Origin of the sequence: Diaphorobacter aerolatus (genome assembly GCF_014489535.1) — a bacterium.
In the GTDB taxonomy this organism is placed as follows: Bacteria; Pseudomonadota; Gammaproteobacteria; order Burkholderiales; family Burkholderiaceae_C; genus Diaphorobacter_A; species Diaphorobacter_A aerolatus.
The window spans coordinates 667,432-686,756 of the sequence record NZ_CP060783.1; the positions used below are offsets into that span (position 1 = coordinate 667,432).

Here is a 19,325-nt window from a genome sequence, read left to right on the forward strand (position 1 = left end):
TCCCGCTTTCCGCCCTCCCTCGGACACTTTTGAAAGCTTTTGTACGGCGCCTATGCACCGGATATATCAGCCCCTGCGAAGCGACTGTGCAGCGATACGGCGGGACAGTCCACAACCAGCACGACATTGACATTTTTGCCATCGACCCTTTGGGCACCACTCTTTCCAGTACAAGCGGGTCAACGAGTTCGGCGCTTAAATGGTCCACACAGCAGTGGCAGAGCGAAGCTCCTTGAACTCACCCAATCACTCCTGCTTTGTCGCATACCCCAGCAGCTTCATCGCACCCGACAAAGACAGTGCGGACCGGGCATATGCATCCCACACCGAATTGCCCACGCGCAGGCGTTCGTCGATGTTGCGCACGCTCCAGTGCGATCCGCTGGTGACACGGTCAAGCTCCTTCCACGCCAGCGGAACGGACACGCCCACACCGGCGCGGGCGCGGGCCGACCAGGCGCTTACGGTGGTGGCGCCGCGTCCGTTACGCAGGTAGTCGACGAAGATTTTCCCCTTGCGATTCTGGGGGCCGCTCTTGGCGACGAAGCGTTCGGGAATGGTGTCTGCGAGGTGCTGCACGATGTGTTTGGAAAAGCCCTTGACGGCGCCCCAGTCATGGCGTCGTTGAATCGGCACGACAACGTGCAGGCCCTTGCCGCCGCTGGTTTTTAGAAACGGCACGAGCCCCAGTTCTTCGAGCATTGTCTTCACGAGCAGCGCGCCCTCCTGCACGTTTTGCCATGCAACGCCTTCGCCGGGATCGAGGTCGAGGGTCATGCGATCAGGCCGCTCGATGCGGTCCTTTTTGGCGTTCCAGGTATGAAACTCCACGACGTTCATCTGCGCGGCCTCGACCAGCCCTTGCGGCTCGGCGACCTCGACCAGCGGCGCATGTCCCGGATCGAGCGCGGGATCGAGCTGGCGCATGCCCGGCATGTCCAGCGTGGCGAGGTGCTTTTGAAAGAACCGTTCGCCGTCCACGCCCTCCGGCGCGCGCATCAGTGCCACGGGGCGCGCGGCCAGATGTTCCATCATGAGCGGTCCGACAGTGGCGTAGTAGCGCACGATATCGAGCTTGGTGACGCCGCTTTCAGGGTCCATCACCCGTTCGGGATGCGAGACCTGCACCTGGCCCACCATGGATGATGATGATGACGAAGACTTCGCTGACATCGGCAACTCCCTTCGGATTTCGCTCGCGGGCTTGTCATCGCGCAGGCCGTGAAAGACGGGGTGACGCAGATGACCATCCTTCGTCCACGCCATGAAGGAAACCTCGGCAACCAGCGTTGGCTTCACCCAATGCACACCACGGTAAGGAATGCTGCCTGCTGCATCGTGAAACGGTGCGCCTTTCGCATGCTGCCTGACAAGCAGGGCATGCAGCCGCGCAAGCGTTGCCTCGCTGAATCCGCTGCCCACATTGCCGACATAGTCCAGCGTGCCCTCTGGCCCGTGCACGCCGAGCAGCAACGAGCCAATGCCCTTGCGCGAGCCCTTGGGGTCGGTGTAGCCGCCGATCACGAATTCCTGCCGTTGCTGGCATTTGAGCTTGATCCAGTCGGCGCTGCGACGTGACGCATAGGAAGCGCTGCGGCGCTTGCCGATGATGCCTTCGAAGCCGAGGGAGCATGCCGACGCGAGCAGATCGGCAGGCGCCGCGTCGAAGGTCTCGCTCAGGCGCAGCGCCTGCGCGTGCACGTCGTCCATGAGCGCTGCGAGCCGAGCGCGGCGAACGCTCCATTCGTCGTCGCGCAGATCCTCGCCGTCACCGAACGGCAAGTCAAAGGCGAAATAGACCAGCTCCGCTTCCGCCGAACCATCGAACGCATTCTGAAGCCGCTGGAAATCGGGCGCGCCGTTGTCATCCAGCGCCACCACTTCGCCGTCGAGCCAGCATTCCTGCACCGGCAGGGTCTGCAAGGCTGCGGCAATCGCGGGCATGCGGTCGGTCCAGTTCTTGCCATTGCGCGTGAACAGATTCACCTTCTCACCCTGCTTGCGCGCGAGCATGCGGTAACCATCGAATTTGAGTTCCCAGGCCCACTGCTCCGGTTCACTTGGTGCGGACTCCGCCAGCACCGCGAGTTGCGGCGAGAGCATTGTCGGCAGTGGGGCGATGACTTATCGGACCGTGAAGAGGTAGCGCGCTTTGCTGCGGGTCGCGATGGCCTGCGTTGTGCCGGCTCGCTCGCAACGCTGTCGGGCATGGCCTCGACGACGTCGAAATCGGCGGTGGCGCGCTCCGTGCCGTCCGCCTCCTTGATCAACAGCCACGGCGGTTGACGCTCCTTTTCCCGCCCGTGCATGCGCACCAGCGTCCAGCGGCCCTTGAGCTTGTGCCCGTGCAATTCAAAATGCAGCTTGCCCGCGTGATAAGCCGTTTCAGGATCGGAGAGCGGCACCCAGAAGCCGCTATCCCAGATGATGACCTTGCCCGCGCCGTACTGCCCGGCGGGAATCTGTCCCTCGAACTGGTTGTAGGCAATGGGATGATCTTCCACCTGTACGGCCATGCGCTTGGTGTGCGGGTCGAGACTCGGGCCCTTGGGCACGGCCCAGCTTTTCATCACGCCGTCGAGTTCCAGCCGAAGGTCGTAGTGCAGTCGGCTTGCCCAGTGTTTCTGGATCACGTATTGCAGCCTGGTCGCATGCGTAAGTCCACCTTCCGAGGGCTCCGGCGTTTTCGTGAAATCGCGTTTGCCCTGGTAAGTGGACAGCGATCCTGGCATACGCGACCTCGTTATCCGGGATCGCGCTCAGGCCGAGCGGCGCTTCCTGATGCTTGCAGGCGTGGACGCCGATGGTGATGCCGACTTGCGCGCCGCCGGTTTTTTCTGCGCCGCAGCCTTCTTGGCCGCCGACTTGGCAGCAGGCTTGGGCAATGCGGTGACGGATGCTGCCTTCGCGGGTTTGGATTCGGCTGGCGCGGAAGCAGCGCCCGCTTTGGAGCGCCCTTCGAGGCTGCGCTTGAGCAACGCGGTGAGATCGACGATGTCGGCCGTGGCTCGCGCGGGTTCGGCGGCAGGCTTGACGACTTCCTGCACCTGTCCGGACTTCACCTTGGTATCGATGAGCTTGTGGATTTCTTCCGAGAACGAATTGCGAAAATCGTCCGCGTCCCACTTCTGCGTCTGTTCCTCGATGAGCTTTTCCGCCATAGAGAGTTCGCTCGCGGAGATTCCGGCCGCCTTGGCTCCCAGCGGCGGCAGATCGAGTTGCTCGAACGAGCGTATCTCACCGCCCCAGCGCAGCAAATTGAGCACCAGCGCGCGACCACAGGGCATGAGCACCGCCAGATGCTGCTTGGTCTGGATCACCACTTTGGCGATGCCGACCTTGCCGGTCTTGTGCAATGCCTCGCGCAGCAATGCGTAGACCTTCTCGCCGCGCTTGAGCGGTGCCGTGTAGTAAGGCCGCTCCAGATAGATCATCGGGATTTCGTCGGCATTCACAAAGGCTTCCAGCTCAATCGTCTGCGTGATCTTGGGGAACGCCGACGCGATCTCGTCGGGCGTGAGAATCACATACCGGCCATCCTCGTATTCCACACCTTTCACGATGTCCGAGGATGCGATCTCCTTGCCCGTGGCCTTGTTGATGCGGCGGTAACCGACCGGCTCCATCGAGCGCTTGTCGAGCCAGTCAAAGTCGATGCCGCTGTCCAGCGTGGCCGAATAAAGGCCGACGGGAACATGCACCAGTCCAAAGCTGATGGCACCCTTCCACATGGTGCGCGTGGAGGTGGGCGCGAGGCCCTTGCGATCCGACATGATGGCGGCGTACTTCAGATCAGAAGTCCTCGATCACCAGCGCGTGATAACGCCGTGCAATCGTGTAGCCCGAGGCCGCGATGACGCGCTTGATGCGCTCGGCGGCCTCGTCGTCCTTGGTGACGATCAGCAGGCCATATTGCCCTTCACGCGCCAGTTTGACGAACTCGCGTGCGGTGACGCCATCGGTACCGGCCGAGGGCAACGGCTCGTCTCCGTTTTCAACCGTCGGGGCGATCTGCGAGATGATGTCGGCTGGCGGCGCAAAATAGATGTCGTCACCCGTGAAACCATCGGCGAGCAGCTTGTCGGCGCTGTCTCGGGCCTGCGCTTCGTTGGCGTACATCACCATGGTGTGGCCCGATGGATAAAATGCTCCACCGATCAGGGCTCGCAGACTGGAATCGACGACCAGGGGTTTCATGATGATCTCCTTGTTTTATGGCTTGTCCCGTGAATAACGAAACCACTCTAATCGCGATGATGTCGTTGCACTGTAGGCGCACGCCCTCAACGGTCGGTGTTTTCGCATTCAGGGAAAACGCCTAACGCCTTCTGGAAAGTTGAAAAATTCAACGGGAATCGCTGGAAAACTTTGCAGGGGTTGATTCAAAATGTCGCAATTCATCTGGAGAAAAGAATCGTGCCATTAGAGTTTCTGAAACAGCTTCGGCCCATTGCGTTGCCGATCACCGTCAGGGATCCTCATGACATCGACAAACTGCGCGTGCTGCGCGCCGCAGGAATGGTCATCGCGGACATCAACGAGTCGGCATCGGGCACCGAGGCCGTCGTTCATGAGTTGACCAACTACGGGAAAATCGAGCTATCCATAGAGGAAGACCCCGCGAACTGAGCACTCGCTGCTGCCTCGCTCTTACCTTCCTTTACCTTCCTCCTTCCTGTTACTGCGCGGAATCTCCTACCGGCGACTTCGCGCAGTGACTACCCGCAGCGTCTGTGATTCCACTTAGGCTTGAAGACAAGATCAAGCGAAGGAATCACATGCCAGAAGCGTCAACGGACAGCGAACGCGATCATCGACTGCCGGTTCGTCTCACGGTCAACGGGCAGCAACAACAGCTCACACTCGATACCCGCACCACCTTGCTGGATGCGTTGCGCGAGCATCTGCATTTCACCGGCACCAAGAAGGGATGCGATCATGGACAGTGCGGTGCCTGCACCGTGCTTGTCAATGGTCGGCGCGCCAATGCCTGTCTGACGCTGGCCGTCATGCACGAGGGCGACGAGATCACCACCGTCGAGGGTCTGGGCACGCCGCAGCAGATGCACGCGCTGCAATCGGCGTTCGTCCAGCACGATGCGTATCAGTGCGGCTACTGCACACCGGGCAGATCTGCTCCGCCGTTGGAGCGCTTGATGAACTGCGGCGCGGCGTGCCAAGCCACGTCAGCGCCGATCTGCGCAGCCAGCCACTGCTCTCGCCCGAGGAACTGCGCGAACGCATGAGCGGCAACATCTGCCGCTGCGCCGCGTATCCCAACATCATCGCGGCCATCCTGGAAGTTGCGGAGGCGCGCACATGAAACCGTTCACCTACGAGCGCGCCACCAGCATCGAGCATGCCATCGAGGCGGCGCGCAGCAAGCCTGGAGCGCGCTTCATCGCGGGCGGCACGAACCTGCTCGACCTGATGAAGTTGCAGATCGAGACGCCAACGCATCTGGTCGACGTCAACACGCTGCCGCTTGCACGCATCGAAGCCACCGACGAAGGAGGCCTGCGCATCGGGGCCATGGTTCGGAACGCGGATCTCGCCACCGACGAACGTGTCCGGCGTGACTACGCCGTGCTGTCGCGCGCGCTGCTTGCGGGCGCGTCCGGTCAGTTGCGCAACCGCGCCACCACGGCGGGCAATCTGCTTCAGCGCACGCGCTGCCCCTACTTCTACGACACTGCGCAGGCTTGCAACAAACGCCGCCCCGGAAGCGGCTGCAGCGCTATCGACGGTGTGGCGCGAAATCTCGCGGTGTTTGGCACCAGCGACGCCTGCATTGCCACGCACCCAAGCGACATGGCGGTCGCGATGCGCGTGCTCGATGCGAGGATCGAGACCGTGCGTGCGGACGGAAGCCGGCGCGTGATTCCAATTGCCGAATTTCACGAAACGCCCGGCGACACGCCGCACCAGGAAACCGCGCTCGAATCGGGCGAGCTGATCACCGCAGTCACCCTGCCACCACCCGTCGCGGGCGAGCATGTGTATCGCAAGGTGCGTGATCGCGCGTCGTACGCCTTCGCACTGGTTTCGCTCGCGGCCATTGTTCCGGCCGACGGTTCATCCGCACGACTGGCACTTGGCGGTGTCGCGCCGAAGCCGTGGCGCGTGGAAGCCGCCGAGGCGCTGACCGCCGAGGGCCGCAGGCCGTGAGCCAGCGCCTGCTCGCCAATGCGCGCACGGCACCCGATAACGCATTCAAATTGGACCTGGCCGAGCGCCTTGTGACCGCGACGCTGCGCACGCAAAGGAGCGGCTCATGAAGTTCGACACGCCCGCGGAAATCAATCCCGTCGATCAACTCAAAGTTGTCGGCCACCCTACCCCACGCATCGACGGCCCGCACAAAGTCACGGGCCAGGCGCGTTTCGCCTACGAGCATCGCGACGAAGTGCCCGATCCCGCATACGGCTGGGTGGTCGGCGCAACCATCGCCAAGGGCCGCATCGAGTCCATTGAGCTGGATGCCGCAACCGCCGCCCCGGCGTGCTGACCATCGTGACCGCAAAAAACGCCGGCCCGCTGAAAAAGGCCAGGCGCAACACCGCCCACCTGCTGGCGGACCGGAGATTGAGCACTATCACCAGGCCGTGGCCTTGGTGGTCGCAGAAACGCTGGAACAGGCGCGCGCCGCCGCCGAGTTGCTGGACATCCGGTACAGCACCGCAGACGGAAAATACGATCTCGCGCAGGAGCGGCAGACCGATTCGGAGCAGAACCCGCCAAGCCCCAAGGACGGCGATGACCCGCACACCCATCGATTCGGCGACTTCGAAGGCGCGTTCAGGCAGGCGCAGGTTCAACTCGACGCGACCTACACCACGCCCGATCAGTCGCACATGATGATCGAGCCGCATGCCACGCTCGCGCGCTGGGATGGTGATCGCCTGACGCTCTGGACCTCGAACCAGATGATCGACTGGGCCGCACCGACATCGCCACCACGCTCGGCATGCCCAAGGATCATGTGCGCATGATTTCCCACTTCGTGGGCGGCGGCTTCGGCGGCAAGCTCTGGTTGCGGGCCGACGCGCTGCTCGCGGCTCTGGGCGCGCGCGCCACGGGCCGCGCCGTGAAGGTTGCGCTGCACCGGCCGCTGATCGCCAACAACACCGTGCACCGCCCCGCGACGATCCAGCGCATCCGGTTGGGCACCGATGCCGAAGGCCGGATCTCCGCCATTGCGCACGAGGCGACCTGCGGCAATCTTCCCGGTGGCGAAGTCGAAACCTCGGTCGATCAGACGCGTCTGCTGTATGCCGGTGCGAATCGGCTGACATCGACGCGACTGGTTCGGCTCGATCTTCCCGAAGGCAACGCCATGCGCGCGCCCGGCGAGGCCAGCGGCATGATGGCGCTCGAAAGTGCGATGGACGAGATGGCCGAAAAGCTCGGGATCGATCCCATCGAATTGCGCGTCAGAAACGATACCTGGACGCACCCCGAGGAACCCGACAAGGCGTTCTCGCAGCGGCAACTCATCGATTGCCTGCGCCGGGGTGCCGAGCAGTTCGGCTGGAATCGGCGCAGCGCCACGCCCGCGCAAAAACGCGAAGGCGAGTGGCTCATCGGCATGGGCGTGGCTGCAGCGTTTCGCAACAACCTGACGATGAATTCCGCCGCCCGAGTGACGCTCGACGACACCGGCACGATCATCGTCGAGACCGACATGACCGACATTGGCACGGGCTCGTACACCATCATCGCGCAGACCGCCGCCGAGGTGATGGGTGTGGCGCTGGATCGGGTGGCCGTGCGGCTCGGCGATTCGGACTTTCCGGTCTCGGCGGGCTCGGGCGGCCAGTGGGCGGCAACTCGGCGACCGCCGGTGTGTATGCGGCCTGCATGAAGCTACGGGACATGGTGCTCGAGAAGCTGGGTATTTCTCTGAACGTCGACGCGCGCTTTTCGGACGGCATGGTGCACGTCCGCGACGAGCAGTTCCCCCTCGAGAGCGCGGCAGCAGACAAACCACTGGTTGCCGAAGACCTCATCGAGTTCGGTGCGCTCGGCAAGAAGTTTCAGCAATCCACCTTTGGCGCGCACTTTGTGGAAGTGGCTGTCAACGTAGTCACCGGCGAGCCCCGCGTTCGCCGCATGCTCGCCATCTGTGCATCGGGCCGCATACTCAATCCGATGTCGGCGCGCAGCCAGGTGATTGGCGCGATGACCATGGGCGTGGGCTCGGCGCTCACCGAGGCGCTGAGCGTGGATGCTGCGCGCGGATATTTCGTCAACCACGATCTGGCGGGCTACGAAGTGCCGGTGCATGCGGACATTCCCGATCAGGAGGTGATCTTTCTCGACGATCCGGACCCCCTGTCCTCGCCGATGAAGGCCAAAGGCATCGCGGAGCTGGGCATCTGCGGCGTGGCCGCAGCCGTGGCCAACGCGGTCTACAACGCGACCGGCATCCGCGTTCGCGACTTTCCCATCACCGTGGACAAGCTCCTGCCCCACCTGCCCGAGTTGTGAAACGCCGCGCTACACCAAGCCTTCCTCGCGCGCAATGCTGAGCGGCGAGGAGCGCCAGACCTCGATCAGCAGATCGGGGTCTTCACTGCGCGAATAGCGCTGCCATGGCAGCGTCCCGGCGATGCACGCGTGCACCGTTTGCGTGGAGATCGTTGCCTGCTCGAAGGGGTGCCGCCAGTGCGCGGCCAGAAGCATGGCGTCATCGGCCGCCGATGCGGCAACGTGTCCCACGATCCCGCGCAGTTCGGCTTCGCTCCAGTAGTAGCCAATGTCGCACAGCAGCACGGCATCGAATCGGCCCTCGGGCCAGTGCTGCGTGAGATCGGCGCATTGCCAGTCGATGTGGGGCACATCGGGCAGGCGGGCTCTGGCCTTGTCAATCGCGACCGGGGATATGTCGACGGCGGTCACGCGCTCTGCGCGCGCCGCGAGATGAGCGGTCATACGGCCCGTGGAGCAGCCAAGTTCCAGCACATGCGAGAAACGCGGCTTCACCAGGCTCGCGAGCGTCAACATGCGGCGGCGTTCCTCGTACCAGCTGCGCTCGTAGCCCCAGGGATCGGCATCGCGGTGCGGCACGTCGAAGTCGGGGCGCGCTGTCACACGCATGCCCGTGCTCACGCGAGGTACTCCTCTGCGCTGCCGACCAGTGTCTCGAACACGCGCTCGCTGATCACCGGCGGCGCGCCCTCGAACGGAAAAATCTGCGTGACGAAACAACGTGCGGCGGCCTGTTTGCGCGCCACGGTAACCGCATCGAGCGCGAGCGATACAGGCTGCTCGCGGGAAAGTGTCGCGCGCCGATGAACGCGTGCCCACACGCGGTAGAACATCAGCTTGCAACCGTGCTTGCCAGGAACCACCTTGGCGGCGCGACCTGCGGCCTCGTGATCGGGATGGTCGTCGCGCGGATCGCACGAGACGAGCAGGCTGCGGCCAGTGACACGCGAGCCAAGCTCCTGCGCGAGCACGCCCCTGCATGCCGGGAGCCCACCGTCGGGCAAGCCGAGAAACACGTGCCGCGCCTGTATGCCAAGCGCAAACCCCGCGACAACGGACTCCGCCGGACGCAGTTGCGCCAGTTGCGCGCGCGTGGCATCGGGCAATTGCGGATAGCAGGCCTCGCCATTCGACGCGATCACGATCTCGGTCGGAAGACCCGCTTCGTGCGCCATCAGCAGCAGACCCGAGCAACCGAAAATTTCGTCGTCCGGGTGCGGGGCAAGCACCACCATGCGGTCGAACTGCTCGGGATGCAGCCAGTCCCGCAGGGACTCGAGAGACATCACAGCATCCATGGCGGGCCTTCCTTGGCGACCAGGGCGCCGAGCGCCGCGTCGTCGCGCTCCGCATGCTGCTGCGTGATCCAGACCGACAGGTCCGCGCAGCGCTGCGCATGCACGGCATCGGTACACAGCGGACCGGGGCCGAGCGCACGCGCCAGACGCTCGATCACGTCGCTGGCCACGCGCCGCGTGCCGCTGCGCAGCGCCATGACTTCGACCAGATGCGGATCGTGCGGACTCGCGTCGATGCTCCGTGCGAGCGACTCCAGCATCGCGCGAATCGAACGCAAACCGGCATCGATGGCGCCCAGATGCGCGCAGGCATGGGGATTGTCGGGGTTGAGCACCGTTCGCAATCGCTCTGCGACGGCGCACGCCCCACCCCACCAGCAGGCCGCAATGCCCGCGCCGCCATGCCAGAAACCGGGCCGCTCGAGATAGGCCCCGCGCCGCCGAGCAGCGCGACCACCGGCACATCGTCGAAGCTCAGGCGCGGCGTGGCGACCGAGCGCATGCCAAGGCCCCTCCAGGTGCTCGCATCCTGCGACAGCCCCACCGAGCGCATGTCGACATGCGCGAGCCAGACCTCTTGCTGCGCCCCGCGACAGGTGACGAGCGCATGGCGCACCACGTCGGCACCGGAGCACCAGTGCTTGTCGCCGTTCAGGCGTGCCGACGCTTGGGTTTTGGTGCTGAGCGTCAACGGTGCGACCGGGTGATCGGCGGCCCAGACTGCCCAAGCGCCCTCTGCGTGCCCGGGAACGTAGTCGAGTTCACTCAGAACGCTTTGCGCGTCCCAATGCGCCTCCGCGAGCTTGGCGGCACCGAGATCAACCGCGCCGAGCTGCGCAAGTGCGCGCCAGCGATCCAGCGTGCGACCCCGCCCCGGATCGGGCAGTCGTGGCGTCTGCGCGATGGCGCCGCAGAAAAGTGACTGCGATTTGCGTCTCGCCGCCACGTCGGTTGCCGCGAGCGCGGAATCGCCGTCGATGGATGGCGCATGCATGATGTTTTCAGCCTTGCTGTTGTTCTTCGGTATTTTTGAGTCCACGCACATTCAATATGGCGAGCCCGACCTGCAGGGCCACCAGCGCGTAGGCGCGCGTGTGCACGCCCCACGCAATCCAGAGCACATTGCTCGCAAGAAAAATCCAGAAGCCGATATTCCTTGCGTGTTCGCGCTTTGCAGCCACCAGCCATGCGGCCCACAGCGACGCGGCAAACGCCGGCCACTGCAGCAGATCAAGCCATTGCATGTCCATGTCGCCCTCCAGGCGTTGCTGCCGCGCTCACTCACGCCAGGGTGCGCACCTCGGGCTCGCGTTTCCAGAAACGGCCCTGGGCCGCTTCGACAAACTGCTTCGTGTCCTTGGGATCGAACACGCCATCGTCGGGCTTGATACCGGCGGCGGCAAGAATCTGGTGCGTGGCCTTGCAGGCCGCAATCGCCTTCAAATGGCCGAAGGCATCGCGGAACCAGTCCTGCGCCGCGCCATCCTTGCTCAGGCGCGCACCGGCCTCCATGGTGAGCACCGAGGCCACGGCGTCGAACTGCGCCGATGGCGCACCGGCCAGTTGCGCGTCGGCCTTGCAGTGCGAACCATCGCTCAGGCGCGCTCCGCCAATTTTGGGCGCGATGATCTTGACGCTCGCCTTCTGCGCCTCGATGGCCTTGCGCAGTGCGTTCACGCTCTGCGCGTTGGAGTCATCGTCCAGAAGAATGGCGACGCAGCGCCCCTCCAGCGTGGCGCGCATGCGGTCGATCAGGCGCAGCGCAGGGCTAGGCGCGAGGTCGCGCACCGGCTGGGCATTACGCGCTGGCTCGGGCAGTTCCGCCATGCCCAATCCCTTGGCAACGCGCTTGCCAAGATCGGTGTCGATCACGAGCAGATGGCTGACCATGGCGGTGCGCACATGTTCGGTTTGCACCTTCGAGAGTTCAAACACCAACGCAGAGGCCATGTGCGCCTGCTCCACCTTGCTCTGGCTGCGATAGAACATGCGCGGCTGGCTGTAGTGATCGGCAAAGCTCTCGGGCCGCACGCGGCTCTTGGTGTCGTCGCTGAAGCGCTCGGCGTAGCTGCGAAATCCCGTGGCTGCGTCGGCGCGCGGCGTCTTGGGGTCGAGGCTGGACGGCTCGTAGCCCACGCGCCCCTTGGGCACCTGCATCTGCATGTGTCCGTCACGCTGGAAATTGGCGAACGGGCATTTCGGTGCGTTGACCGGAATCTGCGCAAAGTTCGGCCCGCCGAGGCGCGAGAGCTGCGTATCGAGATAGGAAAACAACCGTCCCTGCAACAGCGGGTCGTTGCTGAAGTCGATGCCCGGCGGCACGTTGGCCGGGCAGAATGCCACCTGCTCGGTCTCGGCAAAGAAATTGTCGGGCCAGCGATCCAGCACGAACGAGCCGATTTTCTGCAGCGGAATCACCTCTTCGGGATCAGCTTGGTGGCGTCCAGGTGGTCGTAGGGCAGTTGATCCGCCTGCTCCTGCGTGAAGAGCTGCACGAACAGATCCCATGCGGGAAAGTTTCCAGCCTCCACGGCCTCGAACAAGTCGCGGCGGTGGTAGTCGTTGTCAGCGGATTGCAGCTTTGCGGCCTCGTCCCAGACATTGGACTGGATGCCGAGTTGCGGCCGCCAGTGGAACTTCACGAAGGTGCTCTCGCCCTTGTCGTTGATCAGCCGGAACGAGTGCACGCCGAAGCCCTCGATCATGCGCAGGCTGCGCGGAATGGTGCGGTCACTCATCGCCCACATCACCATGTGCATGGTCTCGGGCATCAGCGACACGAAATCCCAGAACGTGTCGTGCGCGCTTGCGGCCTGCGGAAACCCACGGTCAGGCTCCATCTTCACGGCGTGCACCAGATCGGGGAACTTCATCGCATCCTGAATGAAGAACACCGGTATGTTGTTGCCCACCAGGTCCCAATTGCCTTCCTCGGTATAGAACTTGATGGCAAAGCCGCGCACGTCACGCGGCGTATCGACTGAGCCGGCACCGCCGGCCACGGTCGAAAAGCGCACGAACACCGGAACCTTCACGCCGGTCTCGCCGAGCACCTTTGCCGTGGTGTATTTCTTGAGCGATTTGCTGAGCACGAAATGCCCATGGGCGCCGGAGCCGCGTGCATGCACGATGCGCTCTGGAATGCGCTCATGGTCGAAATGCGTGATCTTCTCGCGCAGGATGAAATCCTCGAGCAGCGACGGCCCGCGTGCGCCCGCCCGCAACGAATTCTGATTGTCCGGAATCACGATGCCCTGCTGCGTCGTGAGCTGCGGATGGCCTGCTCCCGCCTGCTGCTGCAATTCGCCGCCCTGTCCGGTGGTCTGATCAGGATTGGATTTGGAGGATCGTTTCATGGGTGCCATCTCGCTGAAGATTTCAAAAGGTCTATGGTCGACCCCTGGCGAGACTGCCCCTGTCAGAAAATGACCTTTAGGTGCGTGAGCCTCTCTGAAGCTCGGCGGTGCAAAGCTCCGCGCCACGAATGACGGCATGCATTTTCCCGGGCCGATACGGCCTCGGCGCGCGTTATGCGCGCACAGCGAAATGCGCTACGCTGCCAGCACAGGCGCGTTGATTGCATCCGCGATGGCCCTGCGACATCAAGGAAGCGCATGATCGGAGTATTGATACCCGCTCGCAACGAAGAAGCCACGCTCGAAGCGTGCCTGAAGTCCGTGCGCGCGAGCGCAACCCACGCGCGCGGCAAGGGCCTCGACGTGCACGTGGTGGTCACGCTCGACCAATGCACGGACGATTCGGACCCCATCGCCAGGCAGTGGGCCGATACGGTGCTGCAAACCGATGTAGGCAATGTCGGCCTTGCACGCAAGATGGCGGCCGACCGGCTGATCGCGCTCGGCGTGGACTGGATTGCCAGCACCGATGCCGACAGCGTCGTGCCCAAGGACTGGCTCTGGGCGCAGCATGCGTGTGATGCCGACGTGTTCTGCGGCATCGTCAAGGTCGAGAACTGGGAAGACTACGACAGCGCCGTAGTGGCCGCATTCCACGCCACGATTCCCACCGATGGACATCCGCACATTCACGGCGCCAATCTGGGCCTTTCGGCACGCGCATATCGCCTGAGCGGCGGCTTTCAGCCCGCCCAGGCACACGAGGACGTGGAACTGATCCGGCGCTGCGAGGCCGCCGGTCTCCAGATTGCGCGCTTGATCGAACCAGCGGTCACCACCAGCGCACGCCGTGACGCGCGAGCACGCGGCGGGTTCGGTGACTTTCTGCTCGAACTCGAACGCACCACGCGCGCGCTCTGACGATCACTTCAGGCTTTGGGCGCGCAAGTCCCGCGCGGCATCACAGATATCGACCACGCACATTTGCCATGTATCCATGGACGTGCAAACGATGGAACCACCAGACGCGGCGCTAGGGGAAAGTCCTCATGAACGCGCGATCCCCTACCCTTGGCCGTCCTGCATCCAGAGCGTCTTCAGCGCATCGTGCAGGGCAGCGGGTGCCACGGGTTTGACGAGCAGCGTCAGCGACTCGGCCCTGGCCTGCTCTCGCAGCGCGGATTCGGTTTCGCCGCTCATCAGCATGACGCGCATGCCGCGTGTGCGCAGTTCGATGGCGAGGTCGATGCCCGACATCTCTCCCGGCATGCGCACATCGCAAAGCGCCAGGGTCGCCTGATGCTCCAGTTGCAGCGCCTCCACGGCCGACTCGGCATGGCAGACGTTGAAACCCCACTCATTCATCAACAGCGACATGCCGCCGGCCACGTGAGGATCGTCTTCGACCAGCAGAATCTGATCGTCGCCGGCCCCGATGCGCGTCAGCGACGCGGCGGGTGCCACCATTTCGGGATCGCGAACCGCCACCTCACCCACGGGCGCACTTGCAAGAATGATGTTCATCGTGGTGCCCCGGCCCGGGCGGGAATGCACCTGAATCGCGCCGCCCATCACGGCGCAAAAGCGTTTGACGATGGCAAGGCCGAGCCCGAAGCCCTGGGCGCTCTGGCGGGCGGTGTTCTGCGTCTGTATGAATTCGTCGAAGATGCGCTCCTGTTCGGACTCCGCGATGCCCGGTCCCGCGTCGCGGATCTGGATTCGCCAGGCATCGCGTCCGTCGAGCCGCGAGCGCCGCGACAGCATGGCGATGCGCGAGCCCTCGGGGCTGAACTTGATGGCATTGGTCAGCACGTTGGCCACCGCGCGCTGCAGCATCAGCGGATCGGCCCGCACGTAGCGCAGTCGATCCCCGCCGATCACCACGAGCGCGATCTGCCGGTTCTGGGCAGCGGCGGCGTGCTGCTGGGCGACGTCGCGCAGCAGCGCCGACACATCGACGCTCTGGAACTGCGGCTGCATGGCGTTGGCATCGAGCTTGGTGAGGTCGAGCACTTCGCCCAGCAGCTTGTCCAGCGAATGCCAGGCCTGACGTATGCCTTCAAGCGCCTGCCGTTGCTGCGGCTGCTGCACTTGCAGCCCGCGCAGGAACTCGGCATACAGACCAATGGCATGCACCGGCTGACGCAGATCGTGGCTGGCCGCGGCAAAGAAACGCGCCTTGGCCAGGTTGACCGAAGCCACGGCCTCCACCGCGCGCTCGGCGCGCTCGCGCAGGCGCCGCTGCTCTTCGAGCATCTGCTTGGCCTGATGCGCCACGGCAGCCAGTCCGGCGGAAATCATGATTCCGCCCAGCCCCAGCAGAATATGAATGCGATCACCTTCGGCCAGATAGCGCAGGCTCGTGGGCACCAGTACCACCGCCGCCACGAGTCGGGGCGCGCCGCCCACGCTTTGCAGCGCCATCAACGCCGCCACGCACAGCAGCGAGACGTTGAGCACCCCCTGGTAACCGAGGTTGCCGGGCACATAGAGAAAGAAGGCTGCGGTGCCGAAGCAGACGGCATTGAACCAGAATGGCCAGACCGGCGCGGCGACGCCCGGCCCCTTGGGAAACAGCGTGTCGGTCAGCAGATCGGCGCAGGAGCCGCTCACGGCAACGATCGCCCACCAGGTGATGACCATCCAGTTGGGCAAGGCTCCCCAGAACATGCCCGCGATCAACACCTCGCCGCCGCGAAACACGGCAAACGTCAGCCACGCCAGATAGGGTTCAAGACGCCCTGCATCCTTCATTGCTTGCATCCGTGCTCATCCATTAGCTGGAACGATGATTACACACAATTGATTGCAATCATGCATGAAACGTATGCGGTCGATTGAAATGCTGTGCCGACGCGATACGCGGGCTTCGGCGATACTTGCGTCCACATTCACTTGCATCTTGCTCTCCGCGTCCGTGTCCCCGAAATCCGTCGTACCGCCTGCACCGGCTCTCAAACGGTCCCTGCCTGCTCCGTTCGATCAGATTGCACTGGACGCCGGACATCGCGAGCTGCTGTGGCGACAACTCTTTCAACAGATCAGCGAGTTGCTCAAAAGTGGCGCGGTGTCCGAAGGAATGAGTCTGCCGGCCGAGCGCGACATGGCGCAGATGCTTGGCGTGAGCCGCATGACCGTCAAGCGCTGCTATGACGAGCTAAGACGTCACGGCGCTGTCGGTGGCCGTGGGCGCGCGGGCAGCGTCGTTCAGCCCAGCACCGCGCCGCCGCGTGTTCAGCCCACGCTTGGCAGGCTCAAGGGCTTCACCGAGGAAATGCGTGAACTCGGCATGCAGGCGTCCACCGAACTGCTGGTGTTCAAGACCGCCCGCAGCGAACGCGTTGCCAGCATCTTTTCCCGCCCGGTCAATGCGCCGTTCCTGCATGTGGTGCGTATCCGCAAGGGCGACGGCACGCCGATGACGCGCGAACAGGCATGGTATGACCTGACCGCCGCGCCCCAACTGAGCGAATGGGATGGAAGCGGCTCCGCCTATGCGTGGCTGGCCGAACACTGCAGGCTGCCGCTGAGCCACGCCGAGCAGACCGTGGAGGCCGTTCTCAGTTCTGCGGACGAGATGCGCGCCTTTGGCTACGAATCGCCCCAGCCCTGCCTGCTGTTCAAGCGCTGGACTTACGCGGGCGTCGCGCCGACCATGCTCGTGGAATATGTCGAAGGCACGTTCCGGGGCGATGCCTATGTCTACAAGACCCTGCTGACCACCTGACACTGCGTCTCACGCGGACGGAACGCCGCGCACCGCAGGCAGGTCGTTTGCAGCCGCCCACGCCGCGAGCGCACGGCCGTCGGCCAGACGCGCCAGCACGCCCGCGCCGCCGACCATGTGCGCCGCGCAGCGATGCGCGTTCCGCATGGCGCGCGGGACGCTCAGCCCTTGCGCGATGGCGGCCACATAGGCTGCCGAAAAAGCGTCTCCCGCGCCCACCGAGTCCACCGCCTTGCAGCTCGACTGCTCACAGACCAGCGCGGTCCAGTCGTCACGGATCGACGCTCTCGAAAACCCAAGCCCGCCCGCTCGCCCAGCGTCACCTGCAATTGCAGCAGACCGGGCCAGTGCGATGTGAGCCGCTTGAGCACCGAGGGCCAGCGGTCGCTGCCAAGCTGCGCCAGCAGTTCCCCCGGGTCTTCCTGCAGATCACACAACAGGGCCTCGGCCTCGAGACCATTGACGATCAGCACCTGCGTCGTGGCGCGCAGCTCCGCGCCCGGCTCGCGCCACGGCGAGGGGTTGAGCACGGTGGTCACTCCCGCGTGCGATGCGATGCGAAACGCCTCGCGTATCGCGTCTGGCGCGGCCTCGAACTGCGCGTACACCACGTGCGCACGATCCATGCGTGGCGCTGCCGCCAGCACATGCGCGGCATTGACCAGCGCATTCGCGCCGGGGAAGACCACAATCTGGTTCTCGCCGGTCGGGCCGACGTGGCCGCTGCCAATGCCCGAATGCGCGGGCAGGCGAATCACGTCGGTGGCCGCCATGCCCTCTCGTTCCAGCAATGCGAGCAACTCGTCGCCTGCGGGGTCGTCGCCACAGCCCACCAGCAGCGACACCTCGCACTCGAGACGCGCGAGCCCGACCGCGACGTTGAGTCCCTTGCCTCCGGCATCGACGCGAAAGTCCGTGGCGAGAATGGACTCACCCGCCTCCGGCAGGCGCGCCACGTACCAGCAACAGGCCTGCACGTAGCTGCCAACCACAAAGACCCTCTGCAAGTCCTTGCCGTTCGCCATTTCAGGCTTCGGTAAGCGTGCGCGCCGCAACCACGGCCTCGGTGCGGTTGCGCACATTGAGGGCGCGGAAAATCGCCGCCAGATGAATCTTGACCGTGCCTTCGCTGATGCCGAGGCTGCGTCCAATCAGCTTGTTGGGCTTGCCCTGCGAGAGAAGCTGCAAGACCTCCACCTGCCGCGCGGTCAGCACCTGCCTCAGGGTCTCCATCGTGGGCGGCTGACTGCGATCCGGGCCGGGCGCGGCAACGCGGAACAGCTCGCGATCGGCCGGCACGTCCACCGAAGCATCGGCCGCGAGCACCGGCAGCATCATCGGCGGAACATACACGCCGCCCGCAAGCACCAGTCGCACGGCCGAGAGCATCACGCTGGGTGAGTAGGCCTTGGGAATGAAACCGAGCACGCCGCGCTGCAGCACGGAACGCATGATTCCCGGGTCTTCGGAGCCGGAAAACACGATGATGGGCAGCGTCGGACTGCGCTCGCGCAGCGCATCTATGTGCGAATAGTCGCTTGCGCCGGGAATGCTCAGATCGATCATCGCCACATCCACGCCATCGAGACTCGCTTCCTCGAGTTCTTCGGCATTCATGGCGATCACAAACTCCACGCGCTCCTCCAACTCGGCCAGCTTGGTCTGGACCGCTTCAAGAATGAGCCAGTGATCGTCTGCAACGAGAATTTTCATGGTCGGCGGGAGCCATTGGCTCCTGGCAACTGTTTTATGGTGAAACGGATGGGCTTACCTTATCGCCCTTCGCGCGTGCAGGCAAGGTTTGTCAGCACCACTGATGGCCTAGCACCGAAGGTATAGAGCGGCCCGCCCTAGCGCGGCCCAAGGCGACGGCTCATCCCGCGCGGCTGACGCTCAATTGCCGAGCCGCACAGCGCACCTGCAGCACCTGGGCCTGATTTGCGGTGATCTGGCTCAGCTCGCGCCAGCGCGAGCGGTCCAGGTCGCGGTAGGCGGCCATGAATGCCAGCACGCGCGCGTCGTCGGGCAGGGTGAGATTGAGCACGCGGCCTTGGCCCGGATTGAGCAGCACTTCCTCGCGCCGCAGCAGCTCCGCGCCGAGGGTGGCCTGATCCTTCTCGAACAGCGTGAAGAAATCCGCTGCCTCGAACAGGCTGGAGGTCTTGAGCGCATAGACCCTGACGCTCAGCGGTGACGCCCGGCCGCGCGCATCGGGATTCACGTCCGCATCCGCATTCAGGCGCACTTCGACCGTGGTCGGCTTCGGTGGTTTAGGTGGCGAACTGCAACCGCCAAGACCCGCCATGGCGGCCGCTCCAACCCCGGCGCTGACCAGGAAAAAACGACGGCCATAGGTTGAATGGAGGGTGTCGAAATTGTTCAAGCTATCTCCTTTGTTGCATTGACCGGATCCCGTGGATCTTTGAACATTTGCAGCACCGAGGCACCCAACAC

At 64.2% G+C, this 19,325-nt stretch carries 15 protein-coding genes and 5 pseudogenes; 6 read left to right on the plus strand and 14 right to left on the minus strand.

Features of this window, described 5'->3' with window-relative positions; translation table 11 throughout:
* Window positions 1-246 precede the first annotated feature (246 nt).
* The 3 genes and pseudogenes from ligD to H9K75_RS03130 all read right to left on the minus strand — a co-directional run bounded on the left by ligD (window position 247) and on the right by H9K75_RS03130 (window position 4,197).
* Window positions 247-2,732: pseudogene (ligD, locus tag H9K75_RS03120) on the minus strand (DNA ligase D).
* A 27-nt stretch (window positions 2,733-2,759) separates the two neighbouring features.
* Window positions 2,760-3,773: a non-homologous end joining protein Ku gene (gene ku / locus H9K75_RS03125; protein WP_187724734.1), complete on the minus strand. Its 1,014-nt coding sequence runs from the start codon at window positions 3,771-3,773 to the stop codon at window positions 2,760-2,762.
* A 19-nt stretch (window positions 3,774-3,792) separates the two neighbouring features.
* Entirely contained in the window at window positions 3,793-4,197 is a 405-nt protein-coding gene (locus H9K75_RS03130) for a hypothetical protein (protein WP_187724735.1), read from the minus strand.
* Window positions 4,198-4,293: 96 nt separating this feature from the next.
* Here H9K75_RS03130 and H9K75_RS03135 point away from each other — a divergent pair, with 96 nt between their 5' ends.
* From H9K75_RS03135 to paoC, 4 genes and pseudogenes are all read left to right on the plus strand, one after another.
* On the plus strand, window positions 4,294-4,629 hold the full coding sequence (locus H9K75_RS03135; protein WP_187724736.1) for a hypothetical protein: 336 nt from the start codon (window positions 4,294-4,296) through the stop codon (window positions 4,627-4,629).
* A 149-nt stretch (window positions 4,630-4,778) separates the two neighbouring features.
* Window positions 4,779-5,323: pseudogene (locus H9K75_RS03140) on the plus strand (2Fe-2S iron-sulfur cluster-binding protein).
* Window positions 5,320-6,278 (plus strand): annotated as a pseudogene (locus H9K75_RS03145) (FAD binding domain-containing protein). Before H9K75_RS03140 ends, H9K75_RS03145 begins: the two co-directional pseudogenes overlap by 4 nt.
* A pseudogene (gene paoC / locus H9K75_RS03150) lies at window positions 6,275-8,490 on the plus strand (aldehyde oxidoreductase molybdenum-binding subunit PaoC). The pseudogenes H9K75_RS03145 and paoC overlap by 4 nt, the downstream one beginning before the upstream one ends.
* Window positions 8,491-8,499: 9 nt before the next feature.
* Here the strand turns inward: paoC and H9K75_RS03155 are convergent.
* The 6 genes and pseudogenes from H9K75_RS03155 to H9K75_RS03175 form a co-directional block, all read right to left on the minus strand.
* A complete protein-coding gene (locus H9K75_RS03155) occupies window positions 8,500-9,111 on the minus strand; it encodes a class I SAM-dependent DNA methyltransferase (RefSeq protein WP_187724737.1) in 612 nt (203 codons plus the stop codon).
* The gene (locus H9K75_RS03160; protein WP_187724738.1) at window positions 9,108-9,776 is read right to left on the minus strand and encodes a PIG-L deacetylase family protein; all 669 of its coding nucleotides are present in this window, start codon (window positions 9,774-9,776) and stop codon (window positions 9,108-9,110) included. Before H9K75_RS03160 ends, H9K75_RS03155 begins: the two co-directional genes overlap by 4 nt.
* Window positions 9,776-9,985, minus strand: coding sequence for a hypothetical protein (locus H9K75_RS23400; RefSeq protein ID WP_226858487.1), 210 nt, complete (start codon window positions 9,983-9,985; stop codon window positions 9,776-9,778). Before H9K75_RS23400 ends, H9K75_RS03160 begins: the two co-directional genes overlap by 1 nt.
* Window positions 9,943-10,782, minus strand: a complete 840-nt coding sequence (locus tag H9K75_RS03165; protein ID WP_226858488.1) for an acyl-CoA dehydrogenase family protein — start codon at window positions 10,780-10,782, stop codon at window positions 9,943-9,945. The genes H9K75_RS23400 and H9K75_RS03165 overlap by 43 nt, the downstream gene beginning before the upstream one ends.
* A 7-nt stretch (window positions 10,783-10,789) precedes the next feature.
* Complete coding sequence (locus H9K75_RS03170; RefSeq protein ID WP_226858489.1) at window positions 10,790-11,038, minus strand: hypothetical protein; 249 nt, start codon at window positions 11,036-11,038, stop codon at window positions 10,790-10,792.
* A 31-nt stretch (window positions 11,039-11,069) separates the two neighbouring features.
* Window positions 11,070-13,153 (minus strand): annotated as a pseudogene (locus tag H9K75_RS03175) (catalase).
* 249 nt (window positions 13,154-13,402) lie between these two features.
* On the opposite strand from H9K75_RS03175, the gene H9K75_RS03180 reads away from it, so the two are divergent.
* The gene (locus tag H9K75_RS03180; protein WP_187724739.1) at window positions 13,403-14,065 is read left to right on the plus strand and encodes a glycosyltransferase; all 663 of its coding nucleotides are present in this window, start codon (window positions 13,403-13,405) and stop codon (window positions 14,063-14,065) included.
* 144 nt (window positions 14,066-14,209) lie between these two features.
* Here the strand turns inward: H9K75_RS03180 and H9K75_RS03185 are convergent, their stop codons facing one another.
* Complete coding sequence (locus H9K75_RS03185) at window positions 14,210-15,907, minus strand: hybrid sensor histidine kinase/response regulator (protein ID WP_187724740.1); 1,698 nt, start codon at window positions 15,905-15,907, stop codon at window positions 14,210-14,212.
* A gap of 154 nt (window positions 15,908-16,061) precedes the next feature.
* On the opposite strand from H9K75_RS03185, the gene H9K75_RS03190 reads away from it, so the two are divergent.
* Window positions 16,062-16,871 carry a GntR family transcriptional regulator gene (locus H9K75_RS03190; protein ID WP_226858490.1) on the plus strand — a complete coding sequence of 270 codons (810 nt, stop codon included), beginning with the start codon at window positions 16,062-16,064 and terminating at the stop codon, window positions 16,869-16,871.
* Between the two features lie 9 nt (window positions 16,872-16,880).
* On the opposite strand, the gene H9K75_RS25385 is transcribed toward H9K75_RS03190, so the two are convergent.
* From H9K75_RS25385 to tssJ, 4 genes are all read right to left on the minus strand, one after another.
* Complete coding sequence (locus tag H9K75_RS25385; RefSeq protein WP_226858491.1) at window positions 16,881-17,099, minus strand: PfkB family carbohydrate kinase; 219 nt, start codon at window positions 17,097-17,099, stop codon at window positions 16,881-16,883.
* Window positions 17,033-17,896 carry a PfkB family carbohydrate kinase gene (locus H9K75_RS03200; RefSeq protein WP_187724742.1) on the minus strand — a complete coding sequence of 288 codons (864 nt, stop codon included), beginning with the start codon at window positions 17,894-17,896 and terminating at the stop codon, window positions 17,033-17,035. Before H9K75_RS03200 ends, H9K75_RS25385 begins: the two co-directional genes overlap by 67 nt.
* Window position 17,897: 1 nt before the next feature.
* Window positions 17,898-18,584 (minus strand): LuxR C-terminal-related transcriptional regulator, encoded by a 687-nt coding sequence (locus tag H9K75_RS03205; protein ID WP_187724743.1) that lies wholly within the window; start codon window positions 18,582-18,584, stop codon window positions 17,898-17,900.
* Window positions 18,585-18,744: 160 nt separating this feature from the next.
* Window positions 18,745-19,254, minus strand: a complete 510-nt coding sequence (tssJ, locus tag H9K75_RS03210; RefSeq protein ID WP_226858492.1) for a type VI secretion system lipoprotein TssJ — start codon at window positions 19,252-19,254, stop codon at window positions 18,745-18,747.
* Between the last annotated feature and the right edge of the window lie 71 nt (window positions 19,255-19,325).